9 protein-coding genes and 1 pseudogene are annotated in these 13442 nt (G+C 75.2%); 5 read left to right on the top strand and 5 right to left on the bottom strand.

The window, feature by feature from the left end:
* Nucleotides 1-60: 60 nt before the first annotated feature.
* The 3 genes from MOV08_RS05940 to MOV08_RS05950 all read right to left on the bottom strand — a co-directional run bounded on the left by MOV08_RS05940 (nucleotide 61) and on the right by MOV08_RS05950 (nucleotide 2780).
* The gene (locus MOV08_RS05940; RefSeq protein ID WP_275306606.1) at nucleotides 61-798 is read right to left on the bottom strand and encodes a GntR family transcriptional regulator; all 738 of its coding nucleotides are present in this window, start codon (nucleotides 796-798) and stop codon (nucleotides 61-63) included.
* Between the two features lie 444 nt (nucleotides 799-1242).
* The gene (locus tag MOV08_RS05945) at nucleotides 1243-2142 is read right to left on the bottom strand and encodes an RNA polymerase sigma-70 factor (RefSeq protein ID WP_039640229.1); all 900 of its coding nucleotides are present in this window, start codon (nucleotides 2140-2142) and stop codon (nucleotides 1243-1245) included.
* Between the two features lie 215 nt (nucleotides 2143-2357).
* A complete protein-coding gene (locus MOV08_RS05950; protein ID WP_275306607.1) occupies nucleotides 2358-2780 on the bottom strand; it encodes a VOC family protein in 423 nt (140 codons plus the stop codon).
* A 210-nt stretch (nucleotides 2781-2990) separates the two neighbouring features.
* On the opposite strand from MOV08_RS05950, the gene MOV08_RS05955 reads away from it, so the two are divergent.
* From MOV08_RS05955 to MOV08_RS05975, 5 genes and pseudogenes are all read left to right on the top strand, one after another.
* The gene (locus MOV08_RS05955) at nucleotides 2991-4595 is read left to right on the top strand and encodes an alkaline phosphatase D family protein (RefSeq protein ID WP_039630097.1); all 1605 of its coding nucleotides are present in this window, start codon (nucleotides 2991-2993) and stop codon (nucleotides 4593-4595) included.
* A gap of 83 nt (nucleotides 4596-4678) precedes the next feature.
* Nucleotides 4679-6091, top strand: a complete 1413-nt coding sequence (locus MOV08_RS05960; RefSeq protein ID WP_039630098.1) for a GNAT family N-acetyltransferase — start codon at nucleotides 4679-4681, stop codon at nucleotides 6089-6091.
* A 164-nt stretch (nucleotides 6092-6255) separates the two neighbouring features.
* A complete protein-coding gene (locus MOV08_RS05965; protein WP_275306608.1) occupies nucleotides 6256-7950 on the top strand; it encodes a DUF885 domain-containing protein in 1695 nt (564 codons plus the stop codon).
* An 88-nt stretch (nucleotides 7951-8038) separates the two neighbouring features.
* Nucleotides 8039-8429 (top strand): annotated as a pseudogene (locus tag MOV08_RS05970) (ATP-grasp domain-containing protein); the annotation flags it as partial.
* 74 nt (nucleotides 8430-8503) lie between these two features.
* A complete protein-coding gene (locus MOV08_RS05975; RefSeq protein ID WP_039630100.1) occupies nucleotides 8504-8950 on the top strand; it encodes an Lrp/AsnC family transcriptional regulator in 447 nt (148 codons plus the stop codon).
* A 39-nt stretch (nucleotides 8951-8989) separates the two neighbouring features.
* Here MOV08_RS05975 and MOV08_RS05980 read toward each other — a convergent pair whose 3' ends face one another.
* Entirely contained in the window at nucleotides 8990-12169 is a 3180-nt protein-coding gene (locus MOV08_RS05980) for an AAA family ATPase (protein WP_275306609.1), read from the bottom strand.
* Nucleotides 12166-13332 (bottom strand): exonuclease SbcCD subunit D, encoded by a 1167-nt coding sequence (locus tag MOV08_RS05985; RefSeq protein ID WP_275306610.1) that lies wholly within the window; start codon nucleotides 13330-13332, stop codon nucleotides 12166-12168. The genes MOV08_RS05980 and MOV08_RS05985 overlap by 4 nt, the downstream gene beginning before the upstream one ends.
* Nucleotides 13333-13442 lie beyond the last annotated feature (110 nt).

Raw genomic sequence — 13442 nt, forward strand, 5'->3', positions numbered from 1 at the left:
ACGACGACGGGGCCCGCACCGGAACGCCCCGGTGCGGGCCCCGCGCGGTGGTGTCGCCGCTCAGCCGGCGAGCAGCGGCTCCGCCTCACGCTCGCCGAAGGTGAGCCGGCAGGTGTCGGCGCGGTAGGTGGAGACCGCGACGGCGGTGGCCCGGCCCTGGGAGACGTAGCGGGTGGTGACGACGAGGACCGGGGATCCGGGCAGCCGGTCCAGTTGCTTGGCGTCCTCGGCGCGGGCCGAGCCCAGTTCGACGGTGCGGTCCTGGCCGTCCAGGTCGAGCGCCTGGAGGGCCCGGAGCACGGCGCGGGCGCCGGCGGCGGGGTCGGCGGCGACCGCCTCGGCGCAGTCGGGGATCGCGTCGGACCGTACGTAGAGCAGTTCGGCGGCGACCGGCTGGCCGGCCGAGACCCGGTTGCGGCGCACGACGTGGACCGCCTCGCCGGGGGCGGTCTCCAGCAGTCGGGCCACCGCGGCCGGCACCGTGTCGGTCTCGCTGGCGGCGACGGCCTGCCAGTCGTCGCCGGCGGCGCCGGGCCAGGTGTGCCGGGTGGGATCGACGGCGACGCCGACCCGGGGCGGGGCGACGGTCGTGCCGACACCGCGGCGGCGCTGGAGCCTGCCCTCCAGCTCCAGCTGTTCGAGCGCCTGCCGCAGCGTGGCCCGGGCGACGCCGAACCGCGCCGCCAGGTCCCGCTCGTTGGGCAGGATCTCACCGACCGTGAACTCGGTGTCCAGCGCGTCGCTGAGCACGGTCTTGAGATGCCAGTACTTGGGCTCCGGAGCCGTTTCGAGCTTCATGATCCCTACCCCCAGGCCGCGGGCCCGCATCCGGACCCGGTGATGTGCGGCCCGCGAGCGGGCCCCCGAAGTTTTGCGGCCCGCGCCCGGGCCGGTATCGCCTGACCCGCGGACGGACCAGGACTTCTCGACCCGCACCGAGCCGGATATTGAGCGCTTCTTTATTAAAGGTTGTTGCAGTATCCCGACGATATGACCGACCCCACCCTTGGTCAAGACCAATCAACCATCCGATCCCGCCCGCACACGGCGGCGCCCCGGCCACTGCCCGCCCACCGTCCGACCGCCGTGCGCCCCGCCCGTCCGCGTCCCGGCGCCGGACGCGCCGAGCGACACGCGTTCCCGGGGTTGCCGGCACGGCATCCGGTACGGCATCGGGCACGGCATCCGGCACGGAGGGAACTCGTCGAACCGGGGCGGGAGTTGGAGGGGAGGCCGGATGACCTAGTGGGCCAGTGACGCCAGCTTGTCCGGGTTGCGCACGACGTAGAGCGTCTGGATCCGGCCGTCCCGGATGTCGAGCTGGAAGACCGAGTCCGGGGTTCCGTCGAAGTGCGTCAGCAGCGCGATGCCGCCGTTGAGTTCGAGGAAGCGGAGCTCCAGGCCCGCCGGGGAAGTCCGGACGATGCCGATGAAGAACCGGGCGATCTTGTCGGGGGCCTCGATGATCCGCAGCGGGGCCTTGACCTTGCCGCCGCTGTCCCCGACCAGCCTGGCGTCCGCCGCGAGGAGGCTCAGCAGCCCGTCGAGGTCGCCCCCGGCCGCGGCGGACAGGAACCGCTCGGTCAACTCGCGCTGCCGGTCCGGGTCGACGTCGAAGCGCGGTCGGCGCTCCTCCACGTGGCGCCGGGCCCGGCCGGCCAGTTGACGCACCGCCGCCTCGCTGCGCTCCAGGACGGCGGCGATCTCCGCGTACGGATAGCCGAACGCCTCGCGCAGGACGAACACCGCGCGCTCCAACGGGGAGAGCGCCTCCATGACGACGAGGACGGCGAGGGTGACGGTCTCGGCGAACACCGCCCGCTCCGCGGTGTCCGGGGCGGGCCGACCAGGTGCCAGGAAGTCGGTGGGGAGCGGTTCGGGCAGCCAGGGCCCCACGTAGGACTCGCGGCGCGACTGGACCTGACGGAGCCGGTCGATGGCCAGCCGGGTGGTGATCCGGACGAGGTAGGCGCGCGGTTCGCGCACCTCGGTCCGGTCGGCGTCCGCCCAGCGCAGCCAGGCGTCCTGGACGACGTCCTCGGCGTCGGCCACCCTTCCGAGCATGCGGTAGGCCACGCCCTGGAGGAGCGGGCGGTGGGCTTCGAAGACCGCGGTGGCGTCGGTGGCGGGATCGGTCGGCACCGTTCCATCCCAGCGGGCGGGCGGTGGGTTGTCCAGCGCGAACGCCATCCGACGGGCGCTTTGCGGGTGTTGGCTTCGTCTCACCCGGCGCCGGGTGCGGCGCGGGAGAGGTCGGTGGGGTCGCCCTCGGGGCGGCGCCCTGGGGCCGGTGCCGTTGCGGCGGCGCGTCTGGGGCGGTCCTGCTGGCCCTCAGCACACCGCCCGGGGAGGGGTTTTCAGGACGCGGAGGGGGCTGGTGTGTTGCTCCAGTCGCGGGTGGACAGGACCAGCCGGTAGCCGTCGGGGTCCTCGATGGTGACACCCCACTCGTCCCAGTAGGGGTTGTGGGCGGGGACGCGGGTGCCGCCGCAGCGCTCCAGGCGGGCGACCAGGTCGTAGGGGACCGGCCCGCCCAGATAGAGGACGAGGAGGTCGTCCGGTGTGGGTGTCGGGCGCGGCGCTCCCGTGGGGTCCAGGGTCAGTTCCAGGTGCCAGGTGGCGTCCGGCCACCCCAGCATCAACAGGGAGTGCTCGCCCTCCCGAGAGGTGTGGCGGTAGAGCTCGTGCAGGCCCAGCCCGTCGCGCCAGAAGTGGCCGGCGGCGGCCAGGTCGTGGGACGGGCGGGCGAGACGGAGGGGTGCGGGGCCGAGGGCCGGCATGGGTGTCGCCTTCCATGGGGCCGCCGTGCGGCGGCGTGTCATCGGACCGTAGGGGTTCGGGCCGGTTCCTGGCGATCGGTCATCGGTCCTGCGACGCTGGTCCCGGTCCACGCCCCTGAGGACCGGTGTTCACCGGGAGTTCGCCCCTCCGGCATCGGGCGGCGATACGAACAGGGCGTGACGAGATCGGACGCATCACGGAGGTGCGAGATGGCGCAGGGTTCCGGCGGCGGCTTCGGGCGACGGTCGCTCCTTCAGGGCGCGGCGGCGGGGTCCGCGGCGCTGGCGCTTCCCGCGGTGACCGGGGCCGCGTCGGCGGCGGCCGCCCCGGCACTGGTACACGGCGGGCGGCCGCGCGCCTCCTGGGGAGTGCAGGCCGGGGACGTGACCGCGTCGTCGGGCCTGGTGTGGGTGCGGTCCGACCGGCCGGCCCGGATGGTGGTGCAGACCGCGGCCACCGAGTCGTTCCGGGGCGCCCGTACGTGGCACGGGCCGCTGCTGGGGCCCGGTACGGACTTCACCGGGGTGACCGCGCTGCACGGGCTGCCGGCCGGTGAACAGATCCACTACCGGGTGCTGCTGGCCGATCCGGACCACCCGGAGCGCGCCGGGGAGCCGGTGGCCGGCACGTTCCGCACGGCGCCCGAGAGCCGGGGCCGTGGTGGGCGGCAGGAGGGCGTGCGGTTCCTGTGGTCGGGCGATCTGGCCGGGCAGGGCTGGGGCATCAACCCCGAGCTCGGCGGCTACCGGATCTACGAGGACATGCGGCGCCGCAACCCGGACTTCTTCCTGTGCAGCGGCGACAACATCTACGCCGACAACCCGATCCAGGAGCGGGTGACGCTGCCGGACGGGCGGATCTGGCGGAACGTCACGACGGAGGAGAAGTCCAAGGTCGCCGAGACGCTGGCGGAGTTCCGGGGCGCGTTCCGCTACAACCTGCTGGACGAGAACCTGCGCCGGTTCAACGCCCAGGTGCCCACGATCACCCAGTGGGACGACCACGAGGTGCACAACAACTGGTATCCGGGCCAGCTGCTGGAGGACGACCGGTACCGCGTCAAGGACGTCGACGTGCTGTCCGCGCGGGCGCTGCGCGCGTTCAGCGAGTACTTCCCGATCCGGACGCTGCGGCCGGACGCCCGAGGACGGGTGTACCGCGTGCTGCGGCACGGTCCGCTGCTGGACGTCTTCGTGCTGGACATGCGGCGCTACCGCAACGCCAACTCCCCCGATCGGCAGACCGACGACCCGCAGGGCATCCTGGGCGCCGAGCAGCTGCGCTGGCTCAAGCGGGAGCTGTCGCGCTCGCGGGCGGTGTGGAAGGTGATCGCCTCGGACATGCCGCTGGGGCTGGTCGTCACGGACGGCCCGGCGAACTTCGAGGCGGTGGCGCAGGGCGATCCCGGGGCGCCCCTGGGACGGGAGCTGCAGATCGCCGAGCTGCTGCGGCACATCAAGCACCAGCGGATCACCGGCACCCTGTGGCTGACCGCGGACGTGCACTACACCTCGGCGCAGCACTACGCACCCGAGCGGGCGGCGTTCGGGGACTTCGAGCCGTTCTGGGAATTCGTGTCCGGGCCGCTGCACGCGGGCGGTTTCCCGGCCGTGAAACTCGATGGAACCTTCGGGCCCGAGCAGCCGTTCATCAAGGCACCGGACCGTGCGAACGTCTCCCCGGCGGAGAGTCCGCAGTACTTCGGCGAGGTCGATATCGACGGGGGAAGCGGGGAGCTGACGGTGCGGCTGCGTCAGGAGGGTGGAGAGGTCTTGTTTACCAAGTCGCTACAACCGGGACGGGTAGGACAGTAGAGGCCAATGCGCCAATTGCGTCTTTTACCCGTGCGACACAAGGTGTTGGCGACCAGGCAACACCCGTCGGCGAGGCTGTCCGCATGACCGAGACGACCACCGCCCGTTCCGCCCGCTCCGCCCGGCGCCACCACTGGCGCCGGGACGCCGTCGAGCTCGCCGCCCTGTTCACGGCCGTGGCGGTGGCCGACGCCGTCGCCAACACCATCGCCCACGGCCCGTCGGGCCCGGTGCTGCTGTGCACCATGGCGGTAGCCCTGCTGGCCACGACGGGCTTCCACATCTGGTGGGCACGTCGCCATGAACACGCCCCACCACCACCGGATACCACGGCGACCGACGGCGCCGCCCGGTCCGCCGCGCCGGCCCCCGAGGGCGGCGCCCGCGAGACGGTGCTGTGGCGGCTGCGGACCACCGTCCGGGACGAGCCGGGCAGCCTCGCCGCCCTGTCCACGGCGCTGGCCGCGCTGCGGGTGGACATCCTCAGCCTCCAGACCCACCCGCTGTCCGACGGGACGGTCGACGAGTTCCTGCTGCGCGCCCCGGCCGGCCTGGCGCCCGCGCAGCTGACCCGTACGGTCGCCGGCGCCGGCGGCGCGCACAGCTGGCTGGAGCGGGCCGACGCACACGACCTGGTCGACGCGCCGACCCGGATGCTGAGCCTGGCCACCCGCACGGCCCTGGACTCCGCCGAACTCCCCCTGGCGCTGCGGCAGTTGCTGGGCCGCTGCACCATCCACTCGGTGCCCGCCCGGTCGCTGACCGGCCAGCCGCTGGCCGAAGAGGTGCCCGCCGAAGGAGTGTTGGAGGAGCACACCATGAAGTTCCGCGACCCCTCCGGGGGCTCGCTCACCATCGAAAGGCCGCAGTTGCCGTTCACCCCCACCGAGTTCGCCCGGGTGCGGGCGCTGGTCGAGCTGGACGCCCGGCTCGGCCAGCGCGTGCCGCCGCGGCGTGATGTGCTCACCCTGCCCGAGGGCAACGCGATCACCGTCCGTCGCGCCGACACCGGCGATCTGGCCGCCGCCCGGGCCATGCACCAGCGCTGCTCGGACCGGACTTTGGCGCAGCGCTACCACGGCCCGGTCGGCGACGCCGACCGCTATCTGGGCCACCTGCTCAGCCCGCGGTTCGGCCGCACGCTCGCCGTGGAGACGGCCTCCGGGCGCCTGGTGGCCCTGGGCCACCTGCTGTGGGACGGCGAGGAGACCGAGGTGGCGCTGCTGGTCGAGGACGCCTGGCAGCAGCGCGGCATCGGCGCCGAGCTGCTGCGGCGGCTGGTCGCGATGGCGGCCGAGGCCGGCAACGAGAGCGTCTACGCGATCACCCAGGCGTCCAACACCGGCATGGTCGCGGCGATGCGCGGCCTGGGGCTGCCGCTCGACTACCAGATCGAGGAGGGCACACTGGTGATCACCGCGCGCCCGACGGGCGTCCCCACGCTCCGGGAGGACCGTACGGAACTCCGGCTGCGGGACGGCTCCCGGCACGGCTGAGCCCGGCGCGGGCACGGCCCACCGGAGCCGACGCCGTCCACGCCCCGGCGGCCCCGTACCGTCCCACCGCGGCCGGTGCCGGGCGGGCTCGGCACCGGCCGTGACAGGAACGTCCGCCGGAATGTTGGTGACGCGGCGGGCCGATCCGTACGAGGATGGCCCGCATGTCCAACACCACTTCCCCCGCGGGCGGTCCGCTGCCCCGCCAGGTCGCCGACGCCTACGTCGACGCCCTCGTCGAACTGGACCCGATCACCGGCACCTACCTCGGTGTCGCCGAGAGCTCCGGCAAGCTCCCCGACTTCTCGCCCGAGGGCCAGGAGGCAGTGGCCCGGCTCGCCCGTACGACCCTGGACAGGCTCGCCGGGGCCGAGGCGCGGCCGGGCGCGGACAGCGCCGCCGAGAAGGTCTGCGCACGGCTGCTGCGCGAACGGCTCACCGCAGAACTCGCGGTCCACGACGCCGGCGAGGGGCTGCGCCAGGTCAGCAATCTCAGTTCGCCGCCGCACCACGTGCGGGAGGCCCTCACCCTCACGCCCGCCGACACCGAGTCGGACTGGGCGGCGATCGCCCAGCGGCTGCGCGCCGTACCGGCCGCGCTGGCCGGCTACCGCGCCGCCCTCCAGGCCGGCCTGGACAAGCACCTCCCCGCCGGTCCGCTCCAGGTCACCACCGTCATCGGGCAGCTCGGCGAGTGGATCGGCACCGACCGCAGCTGGTTCGCCGACTTCACCGCCCCCGGCCCGGAGTCGCTGCGCACCGAACTGGACGCCGCCGCCGAGGTGGCCACCGGCGCCCTGGTGGAGCTGCGCGACTGGTTCCGGGACGTCTACGCCCCGGCGATCGAGGGCGCGTCGGACGTGGTGGGCCGCGAGCGGTACGCCCGGCTCGCCCGCTACTACAACGGCGCCGACACCGACCCGGAAGAGGCGTACGCGTACGGCTGGTCCGAGTTCCACCGGCTGCTGGCCGAGATGGAGACCGAGGCCGAGAAGGTGCTGCCCGGCGCCAAGACCCCGTGGGAGGCGCTGGCCTGGTGCGACGAGCACGGTGAGGCGGTCGAGGGCGTCGAGGAGACCCGGCAGTGGCTCCAGTCGCTGATGGACGAGGCCATCGACGCGCTGGACGGCACCCACTTCGAACTCGCCGAGCGGGTCCGCCGGGTGGAGTCCCGGATCGCCCCGGCGGGCAGCGCCGCCGCCCCCTACTACACCCAGCCGTCGCTGGACTTCTCCCGCCCCGGCCGCACCTGGCTCCCGACCATGGGCGAGACCCGCTTCCCCGCGTACGACCTGGTCTCCACCTGGTACCACGAGGGCGTGCCCGGCCATCACCTCCAACTGGCGCAGTGGGTCCACGTCGCGGACGACCTCTCGCGCTACCAGACGACCGTCGGCATCGTCAGCGCCAACGCCGAGGGCTGGGCGCTGTACGCCGAGCGCCTGATGGACGAGCTGGGCTTCCTGACCACGCCGGAGCGGCGGCTGGGCTATCTGGACGCGCAGATGATGCGGGCGATCCGGGTCATCATCGACATCGGGATGCACCTGGAGCTGGAGATCCCGGCCGACTCCCCGTTCCACCCCGGCGAGCGCTGGACGCCGCAGCTGGCGCACGCGTTCATGGCCGCGCACAGCAGCCGCCCGGCAGACTTCGTCGAGAGCGAGATCATCCGCTACCAGGGCATGGCCGGCCAGGCGATCGGCTACAAGCTCGGCGAGCGCGTCTGGCTCCAGGGGCGGGAGGCCGCCCGGGCCCGGCACGGCGCGGACTTCGACCTGAAGGCGTGGCACATGGCGGCACTGTCCCAGGGCTCGCTCGGCCTGGACGACCTGCTGACCGAGCTCTCCGCGCTCTGACCGGGACACACGCTCCCGCGGCCGGCCACAACCCCGTTGTGGCCGGCCGCGGCGGTCCGTAGGCTCCGCCGTCATGACCGCCGACCCTGCCCCCGGCCGACCGCCGGAGCCCACCGCGCTGGCCCGCCGCGCCGCCTCCCTCGGCGGCCCGGACGGACCGCGCCCGGTCGTGGTCAAGGACTGGGTCAAGTCCCGCAAGCACGAGTGGGCGGAGGCCGCCTACGTCCCGGACGCCGCCGACACGGCACGGCTGGCGGCGGTCGTCGGCCGGTTCGTCGCCCTCCAGGCGGAGTTCCTGACCGGTGGCGTGGTGCTGCGGGCCTTCGAGGACTTCGACCGGACGGTGGGCGAGGCGCGGGTGTGGTTGGGTGGTGGAGGTGGGCGACGGCCAGGTCAGCGGGCTGCCCGCGGGGGCGGACCCGGGTCCGCTGTACCGGGCACTGGCGGCGGCCCCGCCGGACCCGCGCCGACACCCCTGACCGGCCGTGGGCCCTCCCGATCGGTGCCCGGGAAACCCTTGCTCTGCCGGCGGCTCCCCTGCTAGACAGCGGGGATGACCGGATACTCCCCTGATGCCGCCGACCGGCGCATCCTCGACGTCCTCCAGCACGACGGGCGCGCGGGCCACGCCGAGCTGGCGCGGGCGGTGAACATGTCACCGCGCGCGGTCTCGGCACGGGTGCGGCGCCTGGAGGAGGCCGGGGTGATCTCCGGGTACGCGGCGGTGATCGATCCGGAGCGGATCGGGCTGCCGGTGCTGGCGTTCGTCCGGCTGCGACACTCCGGCGAGACCGGACAGTCGTTCCGGGACCTGGCGGCGGACCTGCCGGAGATCCTGGAGGCGCACCACGTCACGGGCGAGAACAGCCTGTTCATCAAGGTCGCGGCGCGGTCGATGAAGCACCTGGAGGAGGTGTCGGGCCGCATCGGCACACTCGGCGAGGTGTCCACCAGCGTGGTCTACTCCTCCCCCCTGCCCCCACGGCCGGTGAGCGCCTGACCCCACGGGGCGCGCCCGACGGGCGCCCGGTCCGGGCCGTCAGGGCCCCGCCGGTACCCGGTGGCGGACGCTGGAGCCCGTGCGGTTCTTGACGACCTCCAGTTGGGCGGGGATGCGGGCCTTGAGGTCGGGGACGTGGCTGACGATGCCGACGCTGCGGTCGCGGTCGCGCAGGCCGTCGAGGACGTCGAGGACCTCGTCGAGGGTCTGCTCGTCGAGGCTGCCGAAGCCCTCGTCGATGAAGAGGGTGTCCAGGCGGGTGCCGCCCGCCTCGTCGGTGACGACGTCGGCGAGGCCGAGCGCCAGGGCGAGCGAGGCGAAGAAGGTCTCGCCTCCGGAGAGGCTGGCGGTGTCCCGCTCCTGGCCCGTCCAGGCGTCGATGACGTGCAGGCCGAGGCCGGAGCGCCGGGCGCCGCCGGCGCGTTCGTCGGAGTGCACCAGGGTGTAGCGGCCGCCGGACATCCGGTGCAGGCGGGCGGTGGCGGCGGCCGCGACCTGTTCGAGGCGGGCGGCCAGGACGTAGGACTCCAGCCGCATCCGGCGTTCGTTCTCGACGGAGGTGCCCGCGGCGAGCGTGGCGAGGCGGGCGATCCGGTCGTAGGCGGCGCGCAGCGGGGCCAGCTCCCGGGCGTCGGTCGCTGCGTCGGCGGAGAGCCGGTCGAGGGCGGCGCAGCGCTCCCGGGCGGCGGCGAGGGCGGTGGTGGCGGTGCGCAGCCGGGTGGCGGCGGCCTGGTGGGCGGTGCGGGCCGCGTCCGGGTCGGCGGGGGGCAGCGCCGCGGCGGCGCGGAGTTCGGGGCGGTCCAGTTCGGCGGCGACGGCCGCGGCCTCGGCCCGCGCGTCGTCGTGGCGCTGCTGGAGCGCCCGGCGTACGGCGTCCGGGAGCAGCGCGTCGGCGGCGTCCTGGGGGGTGGCGAAGCCGGCGCGGTAGGCGGTGTCGGAGAGCCTGGCGTCGGCCTCCTTGAGGTGCTCGGCGCAGGCCGCGGCGGTGCGGGACGCCTCGGCCGCGGCGGCGAGCAGGGTGGCCTGCCGCTCCAGCCTGGCGGCCCGGTCGGCGACGCTGGCGCAGTCGCCGCGGGCCTCGGCCAGTTCGGCCTCCAGCGCGGCCCGCTCGCGGTCCAGGGCCTCGCGGTGCGAGGTGCGGGCGGCGGCCCGGCGCTCGGCCCGCTGCCGGTCGTCGCGGCGGCGCTCGTACTCCCGCTCGGCGCGGGCCAACGCCTCGCGGGCGGCGTGCAGTGCGGCGCCGGCGGCATGGGCGCCGGCCGCCTCCTGCGTCAACCGCTCGACCTGGTCGGCGAGTTCGGCGGTCGGGGTGTCGCCGGCCGCCGCGGTGGCCGCGGCCAGTGCCTCCTTGACGGACTGGCGGCGGTCCTCCGTCTGTCGGCGGGCGTCCTCGGCGCGGCGGTGGTCGGCCTGCGCGGCCTCCTCGGTCGCCCGGTCGACGTGGCCGGCGCCGGCCCGTGCCGGGTCCGGGTGGGCGGTGGACCCGCACACCGCGCACGCCTGACCATCCGTCAGATTGGCGGCGAGTTCGGCGGCGATGCCGCGCAGCCGCCGGTCCTTGAGGTCCAGCCAGTGCTCGTGGGCGGTCGCGGCGCGCTCCCGGGCGGCCAGCACCCGCCGCTCGGCCTCGACGAGTTCGGCGGCCAGCCGGTCGCGGCGGCGGGCGGCGGCGAGGCGCTGGGCGGCCAGGTCGAGCTGTCCGGCGAGCTGTTCGGCACGCTGGGCGGCCGCCTGGGCGTCGTCGATGCGGCGCTGGTGGGCCGCGCGGGCGGTGTCCCAGTCGGCGAGCCACTCGGCGGCGTCCAGCAGCGTCTGCTCGTCGGCGCGGGCCTCACGGTCGAGGTCGGCGCGTTCCCGGACGAGGTCGGCGGCGCGGCGCTCGGCCCGCCGGGCGGCTCCGAGGGAGCCGAGGGTGGATCGCAACTCCCGCTCTTCCGTGGCGAGTTGGTCGCCCCCGGCGTCCGCGAGGACGGGCGGCAGCGGGGCGCGGTGGCGCCGCTCGGCGTCCTGGGCGGCGGTCAGCTCCCGCCAGGCGGCGTCCCTAAGGGCGAGGACGGGGGCCACCTCGGCGGCGGCCCCGGCCCGCTCCAACTGCCCGCGGATCCGGTCGTGTTCGTCGCTGCGGGCGGCGAGCCGGTCGGCGCGCTGCCGGGCGTCGGCGTACCGCCGCTGGAGCCGGTCCCGCTCACGGGCCCGCTCCAGCCGCCCGGCCGCGGTGTCCTCGGCTGCCTCGGCGGCGGCCACCGCGACCTGCGCGTTCTCCAGGCGCTCGCGGGCGCCGACCCGGGCGACGGCGGCGCGGGCCAGTACCGCGTCGGCGAAGCCGGGTTCGCCCGGGCCGGGCGCGACGGCGCCGTCCGCGTCGACCGGGCGGGCCGGTGCGGTGCCGCGGGTGGTCCGGGCGCCGCGCCCGGCGGGCCCGGTCTGGGCGGGCACGGCGACCCGGGAGTGGGGCCTTCCCCGCTCGAACGGAGTCGAGAGCTGGGGGAACGGTGCCGGGACGGCGGGGTCGACCAGGTCCGGGAGGTCGCCGGCCGCCTGGGCGATCCGGTGGGCGAGGGCGAGCAGCCGTTCGTCGCCGGCCACGACACGGTCGGCGGCGGCCTTGCGGCGGGCGGTGAGCTGGTCCTCCAGCGCGGCGAACCGCCCGGTGTCGAAGAGCCGGCCGAGCAACCGCGCGCGGGCTTCCGCGTCCGCCCGCAGGAAGCGCGCGAAGTCGCCCTGGGGCAGCAGCGCCACCTGGCAGAACTGCTCCTTGCTCATGCCGAGCAGCTGCCCGATCTCCTCGCCGATCTCCTGGTGGGAGCGGCTGAGCGCGCGCCACTCGCCGGCGGCCGGGTCGCCGTCCGGGGCGGGGGCGAACTCCCGCAGGCGACTTTGCGCCTTCTCCCTGGTCGTCCCGGTGCCGCGCCTCTTGGGGCGGGGCTGTTCGGGCAGCCGGGTGAGTTCCAACCGCCGCCCGGCGACGGTCAGTTCGAGGACGACCTCGGTGGGCGTGGCGGGGTCCGCCAGGTCGCTGCGGAGCGCCTGGCCGCTCTGCCGGGCGCCGGGCACCGATCCGTAGAGCGCGAAGCAGACCGCGTCAAGGACGGAGGTCTTGCCCGCGCCGGTCGGGCCGTGCAGGAGGAAGAGGCCGTCCTGCGCGAGCCGGTCGAAGTCGACGGTGTGGGTGCCGGCGAACGGGCCGAAGGCGGTCAGGGTCAGCCGGTGCAGCCTCATCGCGCCACCTCCGCGGCCGCGTCGGTGGTCCGTACCTCGTCGATGGCCGAGCGCAGTTCGGCGCGTTCGGCGTCGTCGGCGCCGCGGCCGGCGCGGACGTGGGCGACGAAGTCCTCGGCGATCTCCTGGTCGCTGCGGCCGCGCAGCCGCTGGGCGTAGGAGGCCGAGGGGCGGGCCGGGGCCTCGTCGGGGTCGAAGACCAGGCTGAGGGTGTGCGGGAAGCGCTTGCCGAGTCGGGCCATCGGCTCGGCCGGGCGGGAGTTGTCGGTGAGCGTGGCCTCGACCCAGGAGTCCTCGTGCCGGGCCAGCGCGGGGTCGTCGAGAAGCTGCTCCAGCGGGCCCCGGATGCGGGCCAGCGGGCGCGGCACCGGGCAGTCCACCCGCTCGGCCCGCACGGCGCCGTCCGCGTCGAGGTCGATCAGCCAGGATGACTTGCGGTGGTCGGTCTCGGAGAAGGAGTAGGCGAGCGGCGAGCCGGAGTAGCGGATCCGCTCGGTGAGGGTCTGGCTGCCGTGCAGGTGGCCCAGCGCCGCGTAGTGCACGCCGTCGAAGACCGCGGCGGGGACGGAGGCGACCCCGCCGACGGTGATGTCCCGCTCGCTGTCGCTGGCGGCGCCGCCGGTGACGAAGGCGTGCGCGAGCACCACCGAGCGGGTGCCGGCGGGCCGGGTGGCGAGGTCGGCGCGGACCCGGTCCATGGCCGCGCCGAGCACCGCGGCGTGGTCGGCGCGCGGGGCGCCGAGGGTGTCGCGCACCATGGCCGGTTCGAGGTACGGCAGCCCGTAGCAGGCGACCGGGCCGTGCGCGTCCTCCAGGAGGACGGGGGTGGCGCAGTCGGCGGGGTCGGTGTGCAGGTGGACGCCGGCCTGCCGGAGCAGTCCGGAGCCGACGCCGAGCCGGCGGGCGGAGTCGTGGTTCCCGGAGATCATGACGGTCGGCACGCCGAGCCCGGCCAGCCGGTGCAGGGCGTCGTCGAAGAGTTCGACGGCGGCCAGTGGGGGCACCGCCCGGTCGTAGACGTCGCCGGCGACCAGCACCGCCTGGACGTCGCGGGCCCGCACGGTCTCGACGAGGTGGTCGAGGAACGCGCGCTGGGCGGCGAGCAGGTTCACACGGTGGAAGGACCGGCCCAGGTGCCAGTCGGAGGTATGCAGAAATCTCACCGCGGCACCGCTCCGACCTGCATGTTCTCCGCTCCTTGTGCGCCGTCCGCGGCCGGCCCCGGTCCGCCCTCGGGGCGAACGGCCAGACGCTGCGGACCCGGACCAGGGAC

Source organism: Streptomyces yunnanensis, assembly GCF_029011865.1.
In the GTDB taxonomy this organism is placed as follows: domain Bacteria; phylum Actinomycetota; class Actinomycetes; order Streptomycetales; family Streptomycetaceae; genus Streptomyces; species Streptomyces yunnanensis.